The 22808-nt window shown below is 65.7% G+C and carries 21 protein-coding genes and 1 pseudogene; 10 read left to right on the top strand and 12 right to left on the bottom strand.

Annotation, left to right across the window (positions count from 1 at the left end):
* Window positions 1-91: 91 nt before the first annotated feature.
* The 8 genes and pseudogenes from B1400_RS09885 to dnaA all read right to left on the bottom strand — a co-directional run.
* Window positions 92-487 (bottom strand): annotated as a pseudogene (locus tag B1400_RS09885) (VanZ family protein); the annotation flags it as partial.
* A 354-nt stretch (window positions 488-841) separates the two neighbouring features.
* Window positions 842-1327 (bottom strand): DUF3566 domain-containing protein, encoded by a 486-nt coding sequence (locus B1400_RS01710; protein WP_235607278.1) that lies wholly within the window; start codon window positions 1325-1327, stop codon window positions 842-844.
* Between the two features lie 152 nt (window positions 1328-1479).
* A complete protein-coding gene (gene gyrA, locus B1400_RS01705) occupies window positions 1480-4227 on the bottom strand; it encodes a DNA gyrase subunit A (protein ID WP_095612750.1) in 2748 nt (915 codons plus the stop codon).
* Between the two features lie 73 nt (window positions 4228-4300).
* Window positions 4301-6352 (bottom strand): DNA topoisomerase (ATP-hydrolyzing) subunit B, encoded by a 2052-nt coding sequence (gene gyrB / locus B1400_RS01700; protein ID WP_407641058.1) that lies wholly within the window; start codon window positions 6350-6352, stop codon window positions 4301-4303.
* 230 nt (window positions 6353-6582) lie between these two features.
* On the bottom strand, window positions 6583-7089 hold the full coding sequence (locus B1400_RS01695; RefSeq protein ID WP_201260178.1) for a DUF721 domain-containing protein: 507 nt from the start codon (window positions 7087-7089) through the stop codon (window positions 6583-6585).
* On the bottom strand, window positions 7089-8240 hold the full coding sequence (gene recF, locus B1400_RS01690) for a DNA replication/repair protein RecF (protein ID WP_095612747.1): 1152 nt from the start codon (window positions 8238-8240) through the stop codon (window positions 7089-7091). Before recF ends, B1400_RS01695 begins: the two co-directional genes overlap by 1 nt.
* A gap of 83 nt (window positions 8241-8323) precedes the next feature.
* Window positions 8324-9448, bottom strand: coding sequence for a DNA polymerase III subunit beta (gene dnaN / locus B1400_RS01685; protein ID WP_095612746.1), 1125 nt, complete (start codon window positions 9446-9448; stop codon window positions 8324-8326).
* Window positions 9449-9910: 462 nt separating this feature from the next.
* Window positions 9911-11539 (bottom strand): chromosomal replication initiator protein DnaA, encoded by a 1629-nt coding sequence (dnaA, locus tag B1400_RS01680; protein WP_095612745.1) that lies wholly within the window; start codon window positions 11537-11539, stop codon window positions 9911-9913.
* A 350-nt stretch (window positions 11540-11889) separates the two neighbouring features.
* Here dnaA and rpmH point away from each other — a divergent pair, with 350 nt between their 5' ends.
* The 5 genes from rpmH (at window position 11890) to B1400_RS01655 (ending at window position 14470) form a co-directional block, all read left to right on the top strand.
* On the top strand, window positions 11890-12024 hold the full coding sequence (gene rpmH, locus B1400_RS01675; protein ID WP_095612744.1) for a 50S ribosomal protein L34: 135 nt from the start codon (window positions 11890-11892) through the stop codon (window positions 12022-12024).
* Window positions 12025-12047: 23 nt separating this feature from the next.
* On the top strand, window positions 12048-12398 hold the full coding sequence (gene rnpA, locus B1400_RS01670) for a ribonuclease P protein component (RefSeq protein ID WP_095612743.1): 351 nt from the start codon (window positions 12048-12050) through the stop codon (window positions 12396-12398).
* A 23-nt stretch (window positions 12399-12421) separates the two neighbouring features.
* A complete protein-coding gene (gene yidD / locus B1400_RS01665) occupies window positions 12422-12706 on the top strand; it encodes a membrane protein insertion efficiency factor YidD (RefSeq protein WP_095612898.1) in 285 nt (94 codons plus the stop codon).
* A 10-nt stretch (window positions 12707-12716) separates the two neighbouring features.
* Entirely contained in the window at window positions 12717-13721 is a 1005-nt protein-coding gene (gene yidC / locus B1400_RS01660) for a membrane protein insertase YidC (RefSeq protein WP_095612742.1), read from the top strand.
* A gap of 206 nt (window positions 13722-13927) precedes the next feature.
* Complete coding sequence (locus B1400_RS01655; RefSeq protein WP_095612741.1) at window positions 13928-14470, top strand: Jag family protein; 543 nt, start codon at window positions 13928-13930, stop codon at window positions 14468-14470.
* Window positions 14471-14582: 112 nt separating this feature from the next.
* On the opposite strand, the gene fucO is transcribed toward B1400_RS01655, so the two are convergent.
* The 3 genes from fucO to B1400_RS01640 all read right to left on the bottom strand — a co-directional run bounded on the left by fucO (window position 14583) and on the right by B1400_RS01640 (window position 17371).
* Window positions 14583-15734, bottom strand: coding sequence for a lactaldehyde reductase (gene fucO / locus B1400_RS01650; protein ID WP_095612740.1), 1152 nt, complete (start codon window positions 15732-15734; stop codon window positions 14583-14585).
* A 115-nt stretch (window positions 15735-15849) separates the two neighbouring features.
* A complete protein-coding gene (locus B1400_RS01645) occupies window positions 15850-16464 on the bottom strand; it encodes an HAD family hydrolase (RefSeq protein ID WP_095612739.1) in 615 nt (204 codons plus the stop codon).
* A 151-nt stretch (window positions 16465-16615) separates the two neighbouring features.
* Window positions 16616-17371, bottom strand: a complete 756-nt coding sequence (locus B1400_RS01640; protein WP_157909608.1) for an aminotransferase class III-fold pyridoxal phosphate-dependent enzyme — start codon at window positions 17369-17371, stop codon at window positions 16616-16618.
* Here B1400_RS01640 and B1400_RS09790 point away from each other — a divergent pair.
* The 5 genes from B1400_RS09790 (at window position 17329) to B1400_RS01620 (ending at window position 21607) form a co-directional block, all read left to right on the top strand.
* The gene (locus B1400_RS09790; RefSeq protein ID WP_162288156.1) at window positions 17329-17532 is read left to right on the top strand and encodes a hypothetical protein; all 204 of its coding nucleotides are present in this window, start codon (window positions 17329-17331) and stop codon (window positions 17530-17532) included. The two genes, B1400_RS01640 and B1400_RS09790, sit on opposite strands and share 43 nt — an antisense overlap.
* A 51-nt stretch (window positions 17533-17583) precedes the next feature.
* The gene (locus B1400_RS09570) at window positions 17584-18099 is read left to right on the top strand and encodes a hypothetical protein (RefSeq protein ID WP_157909607.1); all 516 of its coding nucleotides are present in this window, start codon (window positions 17584-17586) and stop codon (window positions 18097-18099) included.
* Window positions 18100-18260: 161 nt separating this feature from the next.
* Entirely contained in the window at window positions 18261-19034 is a 774-nt protein-coding gene (rsmG, locus tag B1400_RS01630) for a 16S rRNA (guanine(527)-N(7))-methyltransferase RsmG (RefSeq protein WP_095612738.1), read from the top strand.
* 259 nt (window positions 19035-19293) lie between these two features.
* A complete protein-coding gene (locus B1400_RS01625; protein WP_162288158.1) occupies window positions 19294-20238 on the top strand; it encodes a ParA family protein in 945 nt (314 codons plus the stop codon).
* A 1-nt stretch (window position 20239) separates the two neighbouring features.
* Window positions 20240-21607 carry a ParB/RepB/Spo0J family partition protein gene (locus B1400_RS01620; protein WP_095612736.1) on the top strand — a complete coding sequence of 456 codons (1368 nt, stop codon included), beginning with the start codon at window positions 20240-20242 and terminating at the stop codon, window positions 21605-21607.
* Between the two features lie 118 nt (window positions 21608-21725).
* On the opposite strand, the gene trxB is transcribed toward B1400_RS01620, so the two are convergent.
* On the bottom strand, window positions 21726-22676 hold the full coding sequence (gene trxB / locus B1400_RS01615) for a thioredoxin-disulfide reductase (protein WP_095612735.1): 951 nt from the start codon (window positions 22674-22676) through the stop codon (window positions 21726-21728).
* Window positions 22677-22808: the final 132 nt, after the last annotated feature.

Here is a 22808-nt window from a genome sequence, read left to right as displayed (position 1 = left end):
CGACCGCACGGTGGATGAAGCCCGGATGCGTGTTGACGCCGCCGGTCTGTTTCACGCGCCTGGGCACGAGCTTCGTGTAAAGGACGGCGAGGACGTAGCCGAGCATCGCGCCGATCGTGTTCGTCAGCATGTCGTCGACGTCGAAGTAGCGGTAGGCGCAGGGGTAGAGGCCCCAGATGCCGGTGAGCTGCGTCGTCTCGATGAAGATCGAGCAGGCGAGGCCGGTGCCGGCGGTCTGCCAGAACCTCCAGCCGGCCCAGCGGCCGAGCATGAAGCCGAGCGGCAGGAACAGCACGACGTTCATGACGAGCTGCAGCACGCCGGACAGGCCGCTCTGCGCGTCCTGGATGAAGCGCAGCAGGTCGAGCTGCGGTCCCAGATGGTGGGTGCGGCAGTAGGCGGTCGGATCATCGGGCATCGGGTACATCGTGAACGCGATGAGGCCGAGCGCGTAGAGCACGGCCACGTAGGCGCTGAAGGCGCTCATGAAGCTCAGCCGATGGTTGCGGTGGTAGATGATCGCGACGATCGGCAACGTCAGCAGGAAGGACACGAACGGCCACAGCATGACGGCGAGCATGAACGACTGACTGAAATACCCGAGATATCTGAACACGGTCTTGAGTTTACCGGCCGCCGCGACGCCGCAGCATGGTCCGTATGGATGATTTTCCGTCCGCGATCGCTTCCACCACATTGTGCACCGCCGACGTTCGCAAAGACGATGCTCTGCGAACGCTGCAGCCGCACGCCGCACCCGAACCGATCACAGCGATAGACGGAAAGGCGGCCTGCGGACGATCACCGTCCACAGACCGCCTCCGCAGCGAATATCGGAGGATCAGTCGTCGCCGAGCGTCACATGGACGCCGCCGACGAGCGAACAGACGACGTTGTACAGCAGCGCGAAGATCGTGACGAGGATCGTGACGAGCACGATCTCGGCGATCGAAAAGATCGTGACCCCGCTGAGGATCGTCGGCAGCGAGAAGACGTTCGCGAGATTGATGCCGCCCGCGTCGAGGCCGGCCGACGAGACGATCTGCGTGACCTGGTCGAAGACGCCGACGACCTTGAGCAGCGACCACAGCAGCGCGACGGCGATGATCTGGATGAGCGCCCCGGCGATCGACAGCATGAACGTGACCTTCGCGACCGACCAGGCGTCCAGATGCGTCAGCGAGAGCTTCATGCGACGTGCGCCCGGCTTCTTGCGACGCTTGATCGGGCGGACCGGCTTGTTCTCCTCGGGACGGTCCTTGTCCGCGATCAGCGGGCTGTTCGAGGCGGAACGGGCGACACGCGGCGCATGCTTGTCATGCGTCATCGAAGCGGTCGTATGCTCCAGTGGATTGGCCTCGCGGGGGTCGCTCATGCTCTGCTCCTTGAAATGCTCATGGCTTTGAGGTCGAGATTACCAACGTTCGGGGACGTGCCGACGGCCGCACATGGCCGTCGGCACGTCCTTCACGGACGGGGTCACGCGGCGTCGGCGCCCGGTTCGTCGGTGCGTTCGATCGCCGCCGAATCCTCCTCGATGACCGGCGTCGGCTGGTCGCCGTCGGCGCGCACCGTGAAGACCGGTTCGCCCTCCGCCGGCTGGACGCTCGTGCTGCCGGACGAGGAATCGGTCGTCACTGTGTCGCCGTCGGCGTCGTCCTCGGTCTCGGCGTTGCGCGCGATCGAGACGATCTCGTCATCCTTGTCCGGCTTCGCGAAGGTGACGCCCTGCGTCGTGCGGCCGGTGCGCTTGACTTCGCTGACATCCGAGCGGATGACCTTGCCGGACTTCATGATCGCCATGATCTGGTCCTCCTCGGACACGACGAGCGCGCCGACGAGGAAGCCGCGGCCTTCGACGAGCTGCACGGCCTTGACGCCGTAGCCGTTGCGGCCCTGAAGGCGGTATTCGCCCAGCTGCGTGCGCTTCGCGAAACCCTCGTTCGTCACGACGAAGAGGTCCTTGTCGGTGTCGCCCCAGACGACGTCCATCGCGAGCAGTTCGTCGCCGTCACGGAACTTCATGCCCTGCACGCCGGCGGTCTGGCGGCCCATCGGGCGCAGCTGCTCGTCGTCGGCGCGGAACTTAAGGCTCATGCCGCGCTTCGAGACGAGGATGATATCGTCCTCGGCGTTGCACAGGTTCGCGCCGATCAGCTCGTCGCTCGTCCCGCCGTCCTCGCTTTGCATCAGGCGCACCGCGATGAGGCCGCCCTGACGCGGCGAATCGTATTCGGACAGGCGCGTCTTCTTGACCTTGCCGGAGCGCGTCGCGAGCACGAGGTACTTCGCGACCTCGTAGTTCGGGATCGACAGCACGGTCTGGATCTGCTCGTCGGGCTCGAACTGCAGCAGGTTCGCGACGTGCTGGCCCTTGGAGTCGCGCGACCCCTCCGGCAGCTCGTACGCCTTGCAGCGGTAGACGCGCCCCTTGTTCGTGAAGAACAGCAGCCAGTTGTGCGTGCTCGTCAGGAAGAAGTGGTCGACGACGTCGTCCTCGCGCAGCTTGGCGCCCTTGACGCCCTTGCCGCCGCGGTGCTGCGCGCGGTACTCGTCGGCCTTCGTGCGCTTGATGAAGCCGGCGTGCGTCACGGTGACGACGACGTTCTCCTCGGCGATGAGGTCCTCGACGTTCATCTCGCCGGAGAACGGCAGGATCTTCGTGCGGCGGTCGTCGCCGTAGCGCGCGACGATCTCGTCGAGTTCGTCGCCGACGATCTTGCGCTGGCGTTCCGGCTTGGCGAGGATGTCCGCGTAGTCGGCGATCCTGCGCATGAGCTCGTCATGCTCGTCGAGGATCTTCTGGCGTTCGAGCGCGGCCAGACGGCGCAGCTGCATCGCGAGGATCGCGTCGGCCTGCACGTCGTCGACGTCGAGCAGGTTCATCAGGCCGGTGCGCGCGATCTCGACGGTCGCCGACGAACGGATCAGATGGATGACCTCGTCGATCATGTCGAGCGCCTTGAGGTAGCCCTGCAGGATGTGGTCGCGTTCCTCCGCCTCGCGCTTGAGATAGGCGGTGCGCCGCGCGATGACGTCGAGCTGGTGGGCGACCCAGTGGCGGATGAAGGCGTCGAGGCTCAGCGTGCGCGGCACACCGTCGACGAGCGCGAGCATGTTCGCGCCGAAGGTCTGCTGCAGCTGCGAATGCTTGTACAGGTTGTTGAGCACGACCTTCGGCACCGCGTCGCGCTTGAGCACGAGCACGAGCCGCTGGCCGGTGCGGCCGGAGGTCTCGTCGCGCATGTCGGCGATGCCCTGGATCTTGCCGTCGCGCACGGCCTCGCGGATCGAGACGACGAGACGGTCCGGGTTGACCTGATACGGCAGCTCGGTGACGACGAGGCACATGCGGCCGTGAATCTCCTCGGTGTTGACGACGGCGCGCATCGTGATCAGGCCGCGGCCGGTGCGGTAGGCCTGTTCGATGCCCTTGTGGCCGAGGATCGTCGCACCGGTCGGGAAGTCCGGCCCCTTGATGCGGGCGATGAGCGCGTCGAGCAGCTCCTCGCGCGTCGCCTCCGGATGGTCGAGCGCCCAGTGCACGCCGTCCGCGACCTCGCGCATGTTGTGCGGGGGGATGTTCGTCGCCATGCCGACGGCGATGCCGGAGGAGCCGTTGACGAGCAGGTTCGGGAAGCGCGCGGGCAGCACGGTCGGCTCCTGCGTCTTGCCGTCGTAGTTCGGCACGAAGTCGACGGTGTCCTTGTCGATGTCGCGCACCATCTCCATCGCGAGCGGCGCCATGCGGCATTCGGTGTAACGCATCGCGGCAGCCGGGTCGTCACCGGGGGAGCCGAAGTTGCCCTGGCCGTCGACGAGCAGGTAGCGCATCGACCACGACTGCGCCATGCGCACGAGCGTGTCGTAGATCGCCGAGTCGCCGTGCGGATGGTACTTGCCCATGACGTCGCCGACGACGCGCGAGCACTTGTTGTAGCCGCGGTCGGGGCGGTAGCCGCCGTCGTACATCGCGTAGACGACGCGACGGTGCACCGGCTTCATGCCGTCGCGCACGTCGGGCAGCGCGCGCTCCACGATGACGGAGAGCGCGTACGAGAGGTACGACTGGCGCATCTCCTCCTGCAGGTCGACCGGCTGCACGCGCGTGCCGACCATCAGGCCGTAATCGGTGTTGTCCGCTTCCTGCGGGCTCAGCGGCTCCAGCGAGCCGGAGAGGTTGTTGAGCTCGTCGTCCGAGCCGTTGTTGGTGGGTTCGTCTGCCACTTTGCTTCCTTTGCCTTCGCCGCGTCTGGGCGGTCACGTCTTGTTGCGGGTGGTCTTGCCGGTGTACGTCCGGTCAGGCGTCGATCCAGCGGGCGTTGTGCGCGTTGCGCTGGATGAACAGACGGCGGGGCTCGACCTCGTCGCCCATCAGCATCGAGAAGGTCTCGTCGGCCTGCAGCGCGTCCTCGATGTGCACCTGCTTGAGCACGCGGTTGTCCGGATCCATCGTCGTCTCCCACAGCTCCTGGTAGCTCATCTCGCCGAGGCCCTTGTAGCGCTGGATGCCCTCGCCCTTCGGCAGCTGGCGTCCGGCGGACCTTCCTTCGGACAGCACGCGGTCGCGTTCCGCGTCGGTGTACACGAAGTCGTGCGGGCCCTTCGTCCACTTGATCCGGTACAGAGGCGGCATCGCCACATAGACGTAGCCGGCGTTGATCATCGGACGCATGTAGCGGAAGAACAGCGTGAGGTTGAGCGTCGCGATGTGCGCGCCGTCGACGTCGGCGTCGGCCATGATGATGACCTTGTGGTACCTGACTTTGTCAAGGTCGAAGTCCTCGCCGTAGCCGCCGCCGATCGCCGTGATGAGCGATTCGATCGTGTCCGACTTCATCATGCGGTCGAGACTCGCGCGCTCGGTGTTGAGGATCTTGCCGCGCAGCGGCAGGATCGCCTGCGTGTTCGGGTTGCGTCCCTGGATCGCGGAGCCGCCTGCCGAGTCGCCCTCGACGATGAACAGCTCGCACTCGCTCGGGTCGTTCGACTGGCAGTCCTTGAGCTTGTCCGGCATGCCTGCCGATTCGAAGATCGACTTGCGGCGCGTGTTCTCGCGAGCCTTCTTCGCGGCCATGCGCGCGCGGGACGCCTCGATCGCCTTCTGGATGATGTTCTTCGCCTCGTTCGGATGGGCGTCGAACCAGTCGCCGAGCCGGTCGTTCATGATGCGCTGCACGAAGGTCTTCGCCTCGGAGTTGCCGAGCTTCGTCTTCGTCTGGCCTTCGAACTGCGGATTCGTGAGCTTGACCGAGACGACGGCCGTCAGGCCTTCGCGCACGTCGTCGCCGGAGAGGTTGTCGTCCTTGTCCTTGAGGATGTTCTTCTCGCGCGCGTAGCGGTTGACCATGCTCGTGAGCGCCGCGCGGAATCCCTCCTCGTGCGTGCCGCCCTCGGTCGTCGCGATCGTGTTCGCGAAGGTGTGCACCGACTCCGAATAGGCGGTCGTCCACTGCATCGCGATCTCGGCGGAGACGCCGATGGAGAGGTCCTCGGCCTCGATGTCGATGACGTCCGGCTCGATCGGCTGCGCCTTGCGCATCTTCACCATGTACGCGACGTAGTCCTTGATGCCGTTCGCGTACTGGTAGGTGACGCTCTGGTGCAGCTCGTCGCTCGCGTCGCTTTCGCCGGTGACCTCGTCGCCGGTCGGCTCGGTCTCGCGCATGTCGGTCAGCGACAGCTTGAGCCCCTTGTTGAGGAACGCCATCTGCTGGAAGCGCGCGCGCAGCGTCTCGAAGTCGTAGATCGTCGTCTCGAAGATCTTCGGGTCCGGCCAGAACGTGACCGACGTGCCGGTGGACTCGCCGTCCTCCATCGCGCGGCCGCGCTCAAGCGGCGCCGTCGGATGCTGGTTGATGTAGGTCTGCGTCCAGTAGTAGCCCTGGCGGCGCACCTCGATGTCGACGCGCGTCGAGAGCGCGTTGACGACCGAGATGCCGACGCCGTGCAGACCGCCGGAGACCGCGTAGCCGCCGCCGCCGAACTTGCCGCCCGCATGCAGCTTCGTCATGACCGTCTCGACGCCGGAGACGCCTTCGCCGGGGACCTCGTCGACCGGGATGCCTCGGCCGTCGTCGACGACGCGGATACCGTTGTCCGGCAGGATCGTCACCTCGATGTGCGTCGCGTAGCCGGCGAGCGCCTCGTCGACCGAGTTGTCGACGATCTCGTAGACGAGATGGTGCAGGCCGCGCGGACCGGTCGAGCCGATGTACATGCCCGGGCGGATGCGGACCGCCTCAAGGCCTTCGAGGACGCGCAGATCGCTCGCGTCATAGTGTTCGGGGGAGAGGGTGTCGTCCAGTTGGCCGTCGATGACCTGACCGTCATCGTTCGAGGATGCGTCCACCGCATCAGCCGTGAGATCTGCCACAGAGTATCCTTTCTGTGCTCGTCGCGAGGGCGTTTTCGCGATGCGATATGCCCTATAACACGAATAAAACGCCCTTGTGGGCGTTTGAGTACACTACTGGATATCTTACTTATGCATAGGGACGGAATGCAACAGCGGCCCGTTATGCGCCGTTGTTCTCCTGAAGCGAACAACGGCGGCATCGGGAGCGGCTGTGGGCGCGTGGACTAGCCGTGCGGATGGGGCCGTCTCGTGTTCCGCTGCACGTATTTCATCATGCGCACACCGCGGCCGTGCGTCTGCGGTCCGGTGACGCGCACCTCGTCGATTCGCAGGCCGCCGAGGCGTTCGCGCAGCGTCTCGGTGAGCGTCGGCGCGATCGCCGTGAGCTGCTGCGTCCACGACGGCGAATCGGCGGCGATCGTCAGGACGCCGTCCACGTAGCTCGCGACGCGCGAATGGCGCGCGTTGACCTCGCCGACGACCGACGCCCAGTCCGATTCGAGCGACGCCATCCTCAGATGCGGCCCCCACCCCGACTGTTCGACGATCTTCGCGAACACGTCGCCGAGTTCGTGCGGATCGCGTCCCGGCTTGCCGAAGTTGTCGAGCGCCTCCTCGCGGCGCACCCGCAGTTCCCTGATGAGGCCGGCCTTCGCCGCCACCCGTTCGAATTCCTCGGCGCCGAGCTTGCGCTCGTCGAGTTTGAGCGTCACACAGATCGGTGTCTGCATCACAGGATCTCCTCGTCGTTGCGTGCGCGCAGCGCGGCCACGTCGACGATCCGCGCGCCGGCGAATGTGCCGTCGTCGGGAATGTCGCCCGCGGCGGCGACGGTGATGAGCACCTGCCGCTGCGCCGCGGCGAACCGCAGGATCTGCGCGCGCCGCGTCTCGTCGAGCTGCGCGAAGACGTCGTCGAGGATGACGATCGGCTGCGTGCCGAAGCGTTCCTCGAGCAGCCGGTAGACGGCCATCTTGAGCGCGAGGCCGAGCGTCCACATCTCGCCGTTCGAGGCGAACTCGCGCGCCGGGAACCCGTTGAGTCCGATGAGCAGGTCGTCGCGCTGCGGGCCGATGAGGTTGCGTCCGCGCGCCACCTCGCCGGCGTAGAGCCGCCGGAAATGCTCGCTGATGAGCCGCGGGGCGTCGTCGCCCTGCATGATTTCGTCGAAGGAGGGTTCATAGTCGAGGGTGGCGTCCTCGCCGGCGCCGGCGAGCTCGTGCACGAGCTCGCGGAACGGCGCGCGCAGCCGGTCGACGACGGCCATGCGGTCGCGCGTCAGTTGCAGGCCGAGGTCGATGTACTGGCCGGTCCAGATCTCGAGGCCGCTGAGCGCCGCATCGCGGGCGGCGTCGAAGCCGTCGGCCGCGCCGAGCTGCTTGAGCAGCGCCGCACGCTGCTTGGCGACATGGGAGAAACGCTGCAGCGTATCGGCGTAGCCGCGCACGAGCAGCGACGCCGTCTGGTTGAGGAACTGCCGTCGCGAGGCCGGATCGGCCGAGACGAGCCGTTGGTCGTCGGGCGTGAACGCGACGAGCGGGATGTCGCCGACGATGTCGCGCAGATACGTCGACGGACCGCCGTTGACGCGTGCGCGGTTCGCCCCCTTCGCGCGGATCGTCGCCTCATAGGTCGTCACATGGCCGGACGTCTCGCCGTTCACGTTCGCGCGGATCGTCGCCTTGTCGAAGCCGCGTTCGACGAGCGGCGCCGATGATGAGGCGCGGTGGCTCGAACCGGTCGCGAGGAACTCGATGGCCTCGACGATGTTCGTCTTGCCGAGTCCGTTCGCCCCCTGCAGGATCGTCACGCCGGGCGTGAGGTCGAGCAGGCAATGGTCCCACGAACGGAAATGGTCGAGGGCGAGGCGGGAGATGAACATCGGTTTCCAACGGTTCGGTGGTCGGCGGGAAAGGTACGGGGGGCCGTGGCGTCCGCCGTCCGCGGGGACGCCACGGCCACGGATCAGCTGTTGAAGCGCATCGGCACGAGCAGGTAGCGGTAGGCGAGCGACTCCTCGGAATCCGCCTCCTGCTGGCCGTCGAATTCGACCGGCTTGACGGCCGTCGTCATCTTCATGCGCACATACGGCTCGGTGATCGCGCTCAACCCCTCGCGCAGATAGTTCGGGTTGAACGCGACGGTGATGTCCTCGCCGTCGAGGTCCACGTCGAGCACCTCGCTCGCCGAGGCCTCGTCGGCTGCGCCCGCCGTCAGCGTGACCTCCTGGCCCGTGAAGACCATGCGGATCGGCGCGTTGCGTTCGGCGACGAGCGCGACGCGCTTGATCGCATCAAGCAGGTTCTGCTTGTCGAGCACGGCGTGGATCGGATAGGAGTCGGCGTACAGGCGGTCGACGGCGGGGAAGTCTCCGTCGATGAGCTGGACTGTGGATATGCGCCCGGCGTTTTCCACACCGAGCAGCGTCGGGTTCTCGACGTCGAAATACAGGTTGACGTTCTGGCGTTCGTCGAGCGAACGCGAGATGTCGCGCAGATGCGTGCCCTTGACGAGCGCGACGGCATCGAGGCCGTCGTTCGCCGGCGACCAGTGGAAGCTCGATCGCGACAGGCGGAAACGGTCGGTCGACGACAGCGTCACCGCGTCGCCTTCGAACTTCATCTGCACGGCCGTGAGCACCGGACGGTCGTCGGTGCGTGCGATCGCGACGGCGGCCTGGATGATCGACTGCGTCAGCGTCGGCGCGTCCACCTGACCGAGCAGCGGGGGGAGCTGCGGCAGATCCGGGTATTCGCTTTCCGGCATGAGCTGCAGTGTGAACGTCGATTTGCCCGAGGAGATGCGCAGCGTCGAGCCGTCGGTCTGCAGGTAGGTCTTCTCGAAGGGCAGCGACTTGCTGATCTCGGCGAGCAGTTTGCCTGGCACGACCGCGGCGCCGGCCTCGTCTACGCCCGCTTCGATGTGATCGCGTGCTGACAGCTCGTAGGTGAATGTGGACAGTTGGAGCGCGCCGTCCCGAGCCTCGAGCTTGATGCCGGAGAGCAGCGGGTTGAGCTGCTTGGCGGACAGGATGCTGGTCGTCCAGGACACGGCATCGGCGAACGAGGTGGAATTGACTTCTACTTTCATGCGTTTTCCTTGGCTGTTGACGATTGTGTGAGTCTGGCACTCATTCTAACTGCTCTTTGCTTGCTTCGTCGAGGTGACGCACAGGGCGCAGCGAACGGTCGTTGATGGTCATGATGAGAGCTTAAGTAGGAAAGGTTTCATCACCATTATAAGCACGGTGGATATGTGGAAAACCTGCGAAAGCCTTACGCGGCGGCGGGTTATCCACATTTGCGGGCTGTGGATAACCTCTGCATCGAATGTGGATAACAAGCCGGGTTTTCCACAGGCCGATGGGGGACGATTCTCCGTCCACATTTCAGCTGCCCCTCTCCACGGGTTATCCACAGCCGATTTCGGCGTTTTCCTCGCGATATCCACCGTCTTTGCCAACAATTGTGGATAACCATGTGGAAAACTTTGCGTCGAAATCGGCATGCTCGGGTGTGTCGCATCCGCGCACCGTCCACATCTCCCGGACGGCTATTTGTTGTTGCGTTGGCGCAGCAGCACAGTCAGCTCGGTGACGTAGTTGTAGATCTCCTGCTTCTGCTTCATGCCGTCCGAGATGATCTTGATGTTGTGCATGACCGTCGTATGGTCGCGTCCGCCGAAGACCTGGCCGATGTTGACGAGGCTCATGCTCGTCAGGTCGCGCGTCAGGTACATCGCGATCTGACGGGCGAGCGTGATGTTGCGGTTGCGCTGCGGGCCGACGATGTCGTCAAAGGTCAGATGGAAGTATTTCGCGACGCGGCCGATGATGTCGGTCGGCTTGACCTCGATGTCGGTCGAGAAGAAGTCCTGCAGCGTCTGCTCGGCGAGCGCGACGGTGACCGGCTGGCCGTTGAGCGAGGCGAGCGCCGTGACGCGGTTGAGCGCGCCCTCGAGCTCGCGGATGTTCTCGGTGAAGCGCTCGGCGATCAGGTCGAGGACGTCGTAGGGCACGCGCATCCCCGAGTTCGATGCGATCATCCGCAGGATCGCGATGCGCGTCTCGAGATCCGGCGGCTTGACGTCGACGGTGATGCCCTGCTCGAAGCGCGAGATGAGGCGCGACTCGAAGTCCTTGAGGTTCTTCGGCGGCACGTCGGATGCGATGACGATGCGTTTGTTCGCCTGGTACAGGCTGTTGAAGGTGTGGAAGAACTGCTCGAGCGTCTCGGTCTTGCCGCCGAGGAACTGGATGTCGTCGATGAGCAGGACGTCGACCTCGCGGTATTTGCGGTTGAACGCCGTCACGCGGCTCGAGCCGGACTTCGTGCCGGCGTCCATGCGCAGCGAGTCGATGAACTCGTTCGTGAACTCCTCGCTCGTCACATAGCGCACACGGGCGCCGGGCTGCTTGATCAGCGAATAGTTGCCGATCGCGTTGAGCAGATGCGTCTTGCCCAGGCCGGATCCGCCGTAGACGCACAACGGGTTGAAGTCGCTGCCGCCGCCTTCGGCCACGGCGAGCGCGACGGTGCGCGCGAAACGGTTCGAGTCGCCGGGCACGAAGGTGTCGAAGGTGTCGGAGGGGTTGAGATGCGTTTCAGGGTCGATCATCGGCTGCGGGGAGCGGCCGAAGCGTCCCTTGAAGACGTCGGCGGCGCCGCCGAGCGTCGTCGACATCGCTGCCGCCGCCGACGGATCGAGGTCGTCGCCCATCGAATCCTCGAAGGTCTGCACGACGGCGTCGTCGTAATGCGTCGTCTTCGGCGTCTGCTGCACGACGACCGGTTCAGGCGCGGGTTCCGGCTCGGGCAGCGGCTGGCGTTTGCGCGTGTCGCCGCGCGGGGCCTCCTCGCTCAGCGCGGTGACCGGCAGCACCGGCTGTTCGGGCTCGTTCGCACGCACCGTGATCTTGAAGGCGGGGAAGAGGTCGACGCCGCCGTTCGCGATGCGCAGCGCCTGCAGCAGCTCGTCGTTGAGCTCCGTCTGCAGCACATGCTGCGTCTCGCTGTTCTCGACGGCGAGGATGATGTTGGTGCCGAAGAGCGCCTCGGGGACCACGCCCTCGAACCACCCCTTCTCTCGGGCGGTCAGCGACGAGTTCTTCCGAAGCAGTTCGAGCGCGTTCGACCATATGACGGCCGTCGCGGCCGCCGGGTCGTTGGTTGCTTCGCTCATGGTTTCGTCTCCATCGGTTGGATGCACATGCGTAACAGGTCATTTTTACTCTGACTGATGGAAGTTATCCACAAGCTCGCGTGTTGGAAATGCTTGGTTTTGTAATTACAGCGGTGTGGTTTGTGCATAACTTTCCGGGCTTTTCCCCTGTATTCGCGACGGCTCTGTGGACGTCGCCGCGGCCCCGTCCACGGCGGCTGCCGGGCGTGTCGGGAACGTTCCGCGTACGGCCTCGCGCCGGCGGCGGCCGTGCAAGGTATAGGGGTATCGGTAAATTGGTAGAGATTGTCTCAAGCGAAGCCATGCATGAACGCATGGCCCACCGACCTACCTAACGGGAGCATGAAACTATGAAGAGGACATTCCAGCCGAACAACCGTCGTCGCCACATGAAGCACGGCTTCCGCGCCCGCATGCGCACGCGTTCCGGCCGCGCGCTGATCAACCGCCGCCGCGCCAAGGGCCGCAAGGCCCTCTCCGCCTGAGTCTTCGTTTCAGTCGGACGAACGTGGAACGGCTCAGAAGCCATCGCGATTTCGTCGCCGTGCTGCGCCGTCGCCGGAAGGTCTCCGGCGACGACCTCGTCGTGCATTATCTGATGCCCGACGACACGGACGGCGCCGGCGATGCGTCCAGGCATGTGGGGCTGGCCGTTTCCAAGGCGGTGGGGAACGCGGTCGTGCGCAACACGGTGAAACGCCGTTTCCGCGTGCTCGCGCAACGCTACGAGGACGAGCTCCCCGAGCGCTGCAGCGTCGTGCTGCGCGCCAAGCCGAGCGCGGCGCATGCGTCCTTCGCGTCGCTCGACGCGCAGATGGCGCAGCTGTTCCGCGCGGTGCAGCGCAAGACGGCGCGTTGATGACGGGCCATGCAGGGCGGGCGATGATTCGCTGCATCCGCTGGTATCAGCGGCGGATTTCAGCGAACACCCCGCCCTCATGTCGTTATTACCCCAGTTGTTCGAACTATGCGATCCAGGCGATACGCCGCTACGGCGCCATGCGCGGCGGCGTGCTCGCCGCGTTGCGCCTGCTGCGCTGCCGCCCGTGGAGTTCGGGAGGCATCGACGACGTGCCGCAGCGGTTCTCCCTGTTCTACAGATTCTCTTGGTCGCGCGCGCACGAAGAGCCGCGGCTGACCCCTCTGCCCCACGACGAGAAGGAGTGAATGGCCGGATATGACGGATAATTTCTTATTGGACAGCGGTTTCTGGGGGTGGCTGTACAAGCTGCTGACCCCGGTCGAGTGGCTCATGACGCAGGTCATGTACTGGTTCCACAAACTGCTCACGCTCATCGGCATGCCGGCCGTGGGCCTTTCCTGGGTGCTGTCGATCATCTTCCTCGTGATCGTCGTGCAGGCGTGCGTCTTCCCGCTGTTCTACAAGCAGATGAAGTCGATGCGCGGCATGCAGGCCATCCAGCCGAAGATGATGAAGATCCAGAACAAGTACAAGGGCAAGAACGATCCCGCGAGCAAGGAAGCGATGCAGCGCGAGATGATGAAGCTCTACAAGGACAACCACGCCAATCCGGCGGGGTCGTGCCTGCCGATGCTCATCCAGGGCCCGGTCTTCATGTGCATGTTCTATGTGCTCTCGGCGATCCCGTACATCGCGCGCGGCAAACGCGCCCCGCTCGGCGCCTTCGACGTTGCGACCGCGCAGGAGTTCTCGGCGACGACCTTCTTCGGCACGAAGGTCTCCGACACCTTCACGACCGCCGGCACGAGCGGCAAGGTCGTCATCGCGATCTTCGTGTTCGCGATGTGCGCGTGCCTGTGGTACATGCAGTGGAACACGATGCGCCGCAACACGGCGCCTGCGTCGATGAACAAGCAGACCGAGCGCATGCAGAAGATGATGCTGTGGATCTTCCCGATCATGTATGTCTTCTCCGGCGTCGCGATGCCGTTCGCCGTGCTCGTCTACTGGCTCGCGAACAACATCTGCAACCTGCTGCGCTCGTTCTGGCAGCTGCGTGAGTTCCCGACGCCCGGTTCGCCGGCCGCGCTCGACAAGGAGAAGCGCGACCACGACAACGAGAACAGGAAACGCGCGCGCGAGGGCCGTCCATCGCTCGAGGAGGAGGAGCTCATCGAGGCGAAGAAGGCGGCGGAGCGCAAGGCGGCGCAGGGTCATCAACGCCAGCAGCCGCAGCGCAAGAACCGCAGGAAGAAGTAGCGGTTCCGACCTGTCCCATCCCGATTCCCACGACCGTCCGACGGCCGTGGGAATCGTCGTATCCGGCCGCCGCGCGCGGCCGTCGTGTCGGGTGGCGGGGGACTGCCCTACACTGGTGTCCTAGGCGTGTATGTCCGGCGGAACGCTCCCCGGACCGAACGATTTTTACAATGTTGAGAACATTCCAATGCATGCAAGGAGTGCGTATGGTGCAGGACGAAGAACGAAGCGTGGAGCAGCTGGACCGCGAGGCCGACATCGCGGCCGACTACCTCGAGGGTCTGCTCGACATCGCCGACTACGAGGGCGACATCGAGATGGGCGTGCGCAACGGCCGCCCGATGGTGCAGATCGTGGCCGACGACGACACCGACATCAAACATCTGATCGGCCGCAACGGAGAGGTCGTGGACGCGCTGCAGCAGCTGTGCCGCCTCGCCGTGCAGCAGGAGACCGGCGAGCGATCCCACCTGATCGTGGACGTCGACGGCTTCCTCAAGCGCAAGCGCCAGATCCTGCGCGACATGGCGCTCGACGCCGTCGACGATGTGCGTGAGACCGGCGAGCCGGTCGATCTCAAGCCGATGAACTCCTTCGAACGCAAGATCATCCATGACGTCGTGCGCGACGAGGGCCTGCGTTCGCGTTCGCACGGCGAGGAGCCGAAGCGCTACGTGACGATCTACCTCAAGCACAACGACGCCGACGACGAGGAGCTCGAGGACGACGAGTACATCGTCGAGAACTGATCGCCGCGCCGGAGAGCGCCGACGGTCGTCTGGATGAGTGCGAGGGGCGCGCGAACCATACCATCTATGGTTCGCGCGCCCCTCGCGCTCGTGCCGTCGACGTCGTCGGCGGTCACATGAGGCCGCGGTACAGCTCGAGGATGTCCTCCTTCGTCGCCGGACGCGGATTGCCCGGCGTGCAGACGTCGGCGAAGGCATCCGCGGCGAGCGCGTCAAGATCGTCCTCGGTCGCGCCGACCTCGCTGATCGTCGTCGGGTTGCCCAGCTCGCGCGTCAGCCGGGCGACGGCCTCGACGGCCTCGTCGCGCACATGCTCGAGATCCCCGGTGTAGGCGTCCTCGACGCCGAAGGCGTCGGCGATGTCGCGGTACTTCTCTCCCGAATAGTCCTTGTTGTACGCCATGACCGGCGCGAGCAGGATGCCGTTGGCGACGCCGTGCGCGACGCCGAGGCGTCCGCCGAGCGGATGCGCCATGCCGTGCACGAGGCCGAGGCCGACGTTCGAATAGGACATGCCGGTGATGTACGAGGCGTAGGCCATCTGCTCGCCCGCGTCCCGGTCTCCTTCGACGCTTTTGGCGAGGTTGTTCGCAATCATGCGGATCGTCTGCATCGACAGCGCGTCCGACAGACTCCACGCGCCCGGCGTGATGACGCTCTCTATCGCGTGCGTGAGCGCGTCCAGGCCGGTGGCGACCTTCAGGCCGCGCGGCATGCCGTCGGTCAGGTCGGGGTCGACGAAGGCCGCGACCGGGATGTCGTGAGGGTCCACGGCGACGAACTTGCGCTTGTTCGCCGTGTCGGTGACGACGTAGTTGATCGTCGTCTCGGACGCGGTGCCGGCCGTCGTCGGCACGCCGAAGATCGGCACGCTCGGGTGCTTCGTGTCGGCGACGCCCTCAAGCGAGAGCACATCGGAGAACTCGGGGTTCGCGGCGACGATGCCGATGCCCTTGCAGGTGTCCTGCGGGCTGCCGCCCCCGAGGCCGATCAGGAAATCGGCGCCGGACTTCCTGAACTCCTCGACGCCGTGCTGGATGTTCTCGACCGGCGGGTTCGGCTGGACGTCGTCGTAGATCGCATAGGGGATGCCGGCGGCGTCGAGCACGTCGGTGACCCTCTTCGCGGTGCCGTTCTTGACGAGCACCGGGTCGGTGACGATGAGGGCCTTGTGGAAGCCGCGGGCCTTCGCCTCCTTCGGGATCTCTTCGATGGCGCCACGGCCGAAATAGGCGGTCTGATTGAAAATCATGCGGTAGACCATAAAGCTACGCTTCCTTTCGTGCGTTGCGGCCACAGCGTCGTGGCCACATGCATCTCAGCGTAGTCGGGCCGGTGCGGGGCGGGCAAATCGCCGGTTTCCCGCCCGTCGTGCCGTCTCAGCGCGCGTCGCGCACGGCCTGCAGCGCCTGGCCGGCGTCGATGAACTGCACGCCGTGCAGGCCGATCTCGGTCGCGGCGCGCGCGTTCTCGAACTTGTCGTCGAAGAACATCGCCTGCTCGGGCCTGAGGCCGAAGCGTTCGATCGCGATCTCGTAGATTTGCGGATCGGGCTTCGCGCAGCGCTCCTGAGAGGAGACGATCGTGCCGCCGAGCAGATGCATCGCCGGGAACTCGGCGTGCGCGAGCGTGACGAACGGCGTGCTGAAGTTCGTCAGGCCCCACAGCCGGTAGCCATGCTCGTGAAGCTCGTGCAGCAGGGCCGGCATGCCGGGCATCATGCCGGCGAAGGCGCGCCGGTAGTTCGCGAAGTACAGGCGCATCGCCTCGTTGAGGGCGTCGTCATGCGGATGGCGGCGGCGGAAGTCCGCGAGGACCTGTTCGGGGCTCCAGCCGAGGTCGCTCATCAGGTCGTAGTGCCAGAAGCCGTAGGGGTCGGCACGGTCGAGCACGCGCCGGATGACCGGCGTCGGCACAAGCCCCTCCATCGTCAGTTCGGGGCGCCAGTCTAGCAGCACTCCGCAGTAATCGAATACGACGTCGGTGATCGGCATGGTTCCCTCGGCTTTCCTGTTTGCGCGTCCATGGGCCTTGTGCGGGAGGGGGATTCTGCTCCTGCGGTTGGACGTCTGCGGCATTCACCATCCTAACGCCTGCCTCTGCGACTCATCCTCGGGATCGTCCGCCCCGCGTGGACGCCCCGGATCATTGCGTGCGCGTGGCGGAGAGGCGCACGAAGCCGGAATGATGCATCGTGAAGCGCATGCGGTCGGCCAGGTAGGTGTCGACCGCGCGCTCGCATGGCACGCCATACGCGTCGGCGGCGATACGGTGGATGCACAGCAGCGGCGTCCCCTCCGCGGCGCCGAGGAGGGCCGCCTGATCCGTGTCCGCGGCGGTCACGTCGAGCGTGGCCTGCGCGGCCGCCATGCACACCGGGTTGCCGCCGAAGGTGTTGAAATACGGGATGGAACCGGCGAAGGGTTCGAGCACCTCGTGGCGCGCGACCATCAGCGAGGTGGGCAGTCCGTTCGCCATCGGCTTGCCGCTCGTGACGATATCCGGCACGATGCCCTGCCGCTCGAAGCCCCAGAACGCGTCGCCGGTGCATTGGAACATGACCCGATCGATTTCCTCGGGCATCGTGGAGAGGATATCCTCCGCGTAGTTGAGGATGTTCTCGTGCAGGTAGTGCGTATGCGTGTTGAGCGCGGCCGCCTGTCGGGTCATCGCGTCCACGACGCGTGGGTTCGCGTGTCCCACCGATGCGACGTTGTTGTACACGTCCAGGTATTCCGTGCCGTCCGCATCCCACAGGCGCGCGCCCCGCCCGCGCACGAGGTGCACCGGATTGCGGTAGAACAGGCGGTAGGCCGGCCCGAGCACGTTGCGTTCCTCGGTGAGCCGGCGCGTGCGCCATGACCGAGAGCGCCTTGTCGAGCGCGGCCCCGCAGATCCCACGCTGCAGTTCGTTCAGTTCCGCGGTCTTCCAGCGGCCCCAGCGCGGCGAGACGCCGATCATGTCCGACAGCCTCCAGTTGAACCGCTTGAATCCGTACGGCTTCCTCCATGTGCGCGACTGCGCGTGGAACCTCGCCGCCCATGAGCCGATCGTTTCGTAGTACGCGCTCGGGTTCGCGAGGTCCTCGAGCACCGTCCCCTCCACGAATTTCGTGGAGACGACCATCCAGCTCACGCCGTTGAGGTCGCGGATCCTCGTGACGAACATGCCGCGCACGGTGGGCACCGGGTCGATCAGGTGGACGCCGTCGATCTCATGCAGCGCGTTGAGCCACGCGATCTCCGAGGCGACCGCTTCCGGACCGCCCACATACCCGGGCTGGGAGACGCGCACGACGCCTTCGGGCCGGCCGTCGATGATGAGCACGAAGGTCGCGTTTTCGGAGACGGTGATGAGGTCGAGCCGCGCGCGTTCCCTCTCGATGCCCCATGCGCCGCACACGCCGCGGAACAGCCAGTACGGTGCCGGTGATCCTTTGGCGAGCGAGCTGAACGTGTTGAGCGACGCGGACGCGACGGGGTCGTCGAGCAGCGGTTCCAGTTCGGTGTCCTGTTCCTGCATGGCCGTATCTCCTTTCCTGAGGTTGTCTTCGATTGTGCGCGACCGCGGATTTCCGCGCGCCCATCCGCCGTTACGCCCCAGTAAACAAACCGTCCCGGTTGATTAATGGCGCGTTACATGCGCCGGCGTATGTACCGCGCCGACATGTGATGGCGGCGCGGTATGCGCGTCGAAGAATGTTTCACGTGGTGGGATGATGGTTTCACGTGAAGAAAAGTGCGAGGCGGCGGGGATGTTGCATGCGGAAACGGTATAGGATGGTGCGTTATGAGTGACGAGATCCATACCGACGACCAACTCGCCGATTCCCCGGTGCTTGAAGGGGTGTTCGGCGACGCGCTGGATGCGCTGAAGGTGTTTCACGGGAAACTTGCGCAGGAGGGCGAGCCGAGGGGGCTCATCGGGCCGCGCGACGTGGACATCCTGTGGGAGCGGCATCTGCTCAATTCCGCGGCGATTGTGCCGTTCGTCCGCGAGGCGACCGAAGGGCGGCAGTTCAAGACCGTCGCCGACATCGGCAGCGGCGGCGGCTTCCCGGGGCTTGTGGCCGCCGCGATGCTGCCCGACCATGCATTCACGCTCATCGAGCCGATGGAGCGCCGCTGTGAATGGCTTGACGAATGCGTCGAGGCGATGGGTTTGCGGAACGTGACCGTCGTGCGTGCGCGCGCCGAGGAGGCGATCGCCGCGCTCGACGAACGGCGGCCGGCGACGAAGCGCCATGTCAGGGCCTCGGTCGTCGTCCCCGACGAGGTGCGCGAGACGATCCGGCACCCCTTCGCCGCCGTGACCTGCCGGGCCGTCGCGCCGTTGACGAAGCTCGCCGGCTGGACGTTGCCGCTCGTCGAGCCCGGCGGCGAGCTCATCGCGCTCAAGGGGCGTTCTGCGCCGGCCGAGATCGACAAGGCGCGCAAGGTCATCGCCCAGTACGGCGGCGTGCGTCCGCGGGTCGTGACGGCGCCGGTCGCCGACGGCCTCGAGGATACGCGCGTCGTCATCATCAACAAGAAGGCGGCCGGCAAGAAGACCGCAAAGCGGTAGATTATCCACATCGTCCGGCGATCCGGAAAAGTTATCCACAATGCCGATGTGGATAACTTGACGACCGCTGACCGCTTGAAAATCAACGGTTTCCACAATGGAGACGCCGTGGACGGAAGAGAAGTTATCCACAATCGTCCACAGGTTATCCACAACGGGACGGGGCGCCCGTCCTGTCCATACGGCTACACAGACTTGAAGACACTGCGACTCAACTAGGAGGACAGTCCTCGTGACAGATCAAGGGAACATCCCCGGAATGGAAAGCACCACGGAGACGCTGGCGCGCATTTTCAAAGGCAGCGACTCCGGCGTCGGTTCGCAGATCGCCGACGAATCCACGCGCTACGAACGCATCAACGCCGCGGAATTCAAGCGTCCGGCGAGCACGCGCCGCATCGCCGTCGCCAATCAGAAGGGCGGCGTCGGCAAGACGAGCACCGCCGTCAACGTGGCCGCCGCGTTCGCGCAGACCGGCATGAACGTGCTCGTCGTCGACATGGATCCGCAGGGCAACGCGTCGACGGCGCTCGGCGCGAAGCACAACTCCGGCGACCCGTCGGTCTACGACGTCATCGAAGGACGCGCGACGATCGCCGACGTCATGCAGACCTGCCCCGACTACGAGACGCTGCACGTCGTGCCCGCGTCGATCGATCTGAGCGGCGCCGACCTCGAGCTCGCCGACATGCCAGACCGCAACAACCGGATGCGCCACGCGCTCGACGACTTCCTCGCCGACAGCGACGTGCACTACGACTACGTCTTCGTCGACTGCCCGCCGAGCCTCGGCCTGCTCGTCATCAACGCGATGTGCGCGGTCTCCGAGATGCTCATCCCGATCCAGGCCGAATACTACGCGCTCGAAGGCCTCGGCCAGCTCATCAACACGATCGGCCTCGTCCAGTCGAACTTCAACCCCGAGCTGCTCGTCTCGACGATGCTCGTGACGATGTTCGACCGCCGCACGCTGCTCAGCCGCGAGGTGTACGAGGAAGTGAAGACGCACTATCCGAGCATCGTGCTCGACACGACGATCCCGCGCACCGTCAAGATCTCGGAGGCGCCGAGCTTCGCGCAGACCGTCGTCAGCTACGATCCGCGCGGCATGGGCGCGATCGCGTACCGCGAGGCCGCGCTCGAAATTAACAACCGGTCGGCCGTGGTGCTGGAGACCATCGCATCGAGAAGAAACGAGGAGTGACATGGCATCGAAATCACGTTTGGGCCGAGGACTCGGTGCACTGTTCCCCTCGCTGCCAGGCGAACAGCCCGCGGCGCCGGTGACGCCGACCGAGCAGCCGAAGAAGACGGCGAAGCCGAAGAAGACCGCGAAGGTGACGAAGGCGGCGCCCGGGAAGCAGAAGCAGCCCGCTGCGCCGACGCAGCCCGTGACGGGCGAGCAGGCGGCCGCGCCGGTCTCCCCGCTGAGCTCGACGATCCCGTCAATGGGCGCGATGACGCGTCACGGCGCAACCGTCTCGAAGCTCGCCGCGCCGATGACGCTGCAGCCGGAGGCCGCCGAGCACCGTCCGCCGGCGCAGGACGCCGCCGACGACGCGGACGCCCCGACGCCGGCGCCGAAGCGCGCGACGATGCCGGCGATCGGCGACATGGCGCATCCGAGCGACATGTTCTTCGACGGCACGCCGATCGTTGCGAAAGACGACGCCAAGGCGCGCAAGGACACGGCCGAGGACGGCCTCAAGCCGGTTGAAGGCGGCTATCTCGTCGAACTCGAGGTCACGCAGATCGGACCGAACCTGCATCAGCCGCGGACCGTCTTCGACGACGAGGAACTGCGCGAGCTGTCCGAATCGATCAAGGAAGTCGGCGTGCTGCAGCCGATCGTCGTACGCAAACGCCCGGTCGAGCAGATCCGGGCCGCGCATGCGCAGCCGAAGCAGTCGACCGGTGATCCGTTCGCCGACCGCATGGACAGCGAATACGAGCTCATCATGGGGGAGCGCCGCTGGCGTGCATCGCAGATCGCCGGACTGACGAAGATCCCGGCGATCGTCAAGACGACGGCCGACGACTACATGCTGCGCGACGCGCTGCTCGAGAACCTGCACCGCGTCGCGCTCAACCCGCTCGAGGAGGCGGCCGCCTATCAGCAGATGATCGACGAGTTCGGCCTGACGCAGATGCAGCTCGCGCGTTCCGTCTCGAAGTCGCGTCCGCAGATCGCGAATACGCTGCGCCTGATGAACCTGCCGGCGAGCGTGCAGAAGACGGTCGCCTCCGGCAGGATCTCCGCGGGGCACGCGCGTGCGTTGCTCGGACTGCCGGACGCCGCGTCGATGGAGGCGCTCGCCAGGCGCATCGTCGACGAAGGCCTGAGCGTGCGCAGCGTCGAGGAGATCGTCTCGATGCAGGCGAGCGACCATCCGAAGAAGCCGAAGACGAACAAGCACAATCCGTGGGCCGGCTCGCCGATCCAGGTCAGCCTCGAGCAGCGCTACGGCACGAAGGTCTCGATCAAGGGATCGGAGAACCACGGCCGCATAGAGATCGTGTTCTCGTCGCCCGAGGAGATGGAGCGCATCATCGGCCTGCTCGATCCGCAGTGACGACGGCCGTCGAATGATCCCGGCGCAGCGTCGCCGCGTCTACGCAAAAGGGGCCGTGCGGACCGGAATCGGTTCGCACGGCCCCTTTTGCCGCATTCGTTCGGCGCGGTATGACGCCTCAGTCGCCGGCCTCCTCGGCGAGCGATTCCAGATACATCTGCACGTCGATCGCCGCGCGGCAGCCGGTTCCTGCAGCGCTGATCGCCTGCTGGTAGACCGGGTCCGCGCAGTCGCCGGCCGCGAACACGCCCGGCACGTTCGTGCGCGTGCTTGCGCCGTCGACGATGATGTAGCCGTGGTCGTCGAGCGCCAGTGCGCCGCCGAGGAACGCGGTCTGTGGAATCTGCCCGGCCGCGATGAACACGCCGTTCGCGTCGAGCTCGCGCTGCTCGCCGGTGCTCACGTCGCGTACGCCGACCGACGTGACGGCCCTGCCGTCGCCGTTGATGCCCGTGACGACGGTGTTCATCATCACGTCGATCGCCGGGTTCGCCAACGTGCGGTCGACCATGATCCGCGACGCACGGAACTGGTCGCGCCTGTGCAACAGTGTCACCGATGAACCGAAACGGCTCAGGAACCCGGCCTCCTCCATCGCCGAGTCGCCGCCGCCGACGACGACGATCGGCTTGCCGCGGAAGAAGAAGCCGTCGCAGGTCGCGCAGTACGAGACGCCGCGCCCGGCGTACTCCTCCTCGCCGGGCACATCAAGGTGACGGTAGTACGAGCCGGTGGCCACGACGATGGCGCGGGCGCGGTAGACGTCGCCGCCGCTGCAGCGCACCGTCTTGACCGTCTCGTCGAGTTCGACCGATTCGACGTCGTCGTAGACGAGTTCGGCGTCGAAACGCTCCGCCTGACGCTGCATCGACTCCATCAGGTCGGGGCCGAGCACACCGTCGGGGAAGCCGGGGAAGTTCTCGACCTCCGTCGTGTTGACGAGCTGTCCGCCCGGCGTGAGCGCGCCTGCGATGACGAGGGGCCTCAGTCCCGCCCGTCCCAGATAGATGGCCGCCGTGTAGCCCGCGGGGCCGGAGCCGATGATGATGACGTCGCGAATTTCATTCATGCCTTCACAATAGATGCGCCCCGCCGATTATTTCGGCGCATCTCTCTGTGGGCACATGAGCGACGGCGCACCGGAAGACGCGAAGGCCGCGCGGATCGTGCCGCGCGGCCTTCGCATCGAGGTGCGGACGGC

Source organism: Bifidobacterium italicum (genome assembly GCF_002286915.1).
GTDB lineage: Bacteria > Actinomycetota > Actinomycetes > Actinomycetales > Bifidobacteriaceae > Bifidobacterium > Bifidobacterium italicum.
This window is presented reverse-complemented; position numbering and strand designations above follow the sequence as displayed.

Excerpts from the sequence above, each read along its gene's own strand:
- trxB (WP_095612735.1), bottom strand. The coding sequence starts at position 22,676 with ATGAATGAAATTCGCGACGTCATCATCATCGGCTCCGGCCCCGCGGGC.
- B1400_RS01710 (WP_235607278.1), bottom strand. The coding sequence starts at position 1,327 with ATGACGCATGACAAGCATGCGCCGCGTGTCGCCCGTTCCGCCTCGAAC.
- recF (WP_095612747.1), bottom strand. The coding sequence starts at position 8,240 with ATGTTCATCTCCCGCCTCGCCCTCGACCATTTCCGTTCGTGGGACCAT.
- B1400_RS01655 (WP_095612741.1), top strand. The coding sequence starts at position 13,928 with ATGGTGCAGGACGAAGAACGAAGCGTGGAGCAGCTGGACCGCGAGGCC.
- dnaA (WP_095612745.1), bottom strand. The coding sequence starts at position 11,539 with ATGAGCGAAGCAACCAACGACCCGGCGGCCGCGACGGCCGTCATATGG.
- rsmG (WP_095612738.1), top strand. The coding sequence starts at position 18,261 with ATGAGTGACGAGATCCATACCGACGACCAACTCGCCGATTCCCCGGTG.
- B1400_RS01625 (WP_162288158.1), top strand. The coding sequence starts at position 19,294 with ATGGAAAGCACCACGGAGACGCTGGCGCGCATTTTCAAAGGCAGCGAC.
- yidC (WP_095612742.1), top strand. The coding sequence starts at position 12,717 with ATGACGGATAATTTCTTATTGGACAGCGGTTTCTGGGGGTGGCTGTAC.
- B1400_RS01620 (WP_095612736.1), top strand. The coding sequence starts at position 20,240 with ATGGCATCGAAATCACGTTTGGGCCGAGGACTCGGTGCACTGTTCCCC.
- fucO (WP_095612740.1), bottom strand. The coding sequence starts at position 15,734 with ATGGTCTACCGCATGATTTTCAATCAGACCGCCTATTTCGGCCGTGGC.
- dnaN (WP_095612746.1), bottom strand. The coding sequence starts at position 9,448 with ATGAAAGTAGAAGTCAATTCCACCTCGTTCGCCGATGCCGTGTCCTGG.
- B1400_RS01695 (WP_201260178.1), bottom strand. The coding sequence starts at position 7,089 with ATGCAGACACCGATCTGTGTGACGCTCAAACTCGACGAGCGCAAGCTC.
- rpmH (WP_095612744.1), top strand. The coding sequence starts at position 11,890 with ATGAAGAGGACATTCCAGCCGAACAACCGTCGTCGCCACATGAAGCAC.
- yidD (WP_095612898.1), top strand. The coding sequence starts at position 12,422 with ATGATTCGCTGCATCCGCTGGTATCAGCGGCGGATTTCAGCGAACACC.
- B1400_RS01645 (WP_095612739.1), bottom strand. The coding sequence starts at position 16,464 with ATGCCGATCACCGACGTCGTATTCGATTACTGCGGAGTGCTGCTAGAC.
- B1400_RS09790 (WP_162288156.1), top strand. The coding sequence starts at position 17,329 with ATGACCGAGAGCGCCTTGTCGAGCGCGGCCCCGCAGATCCCACGCTGC.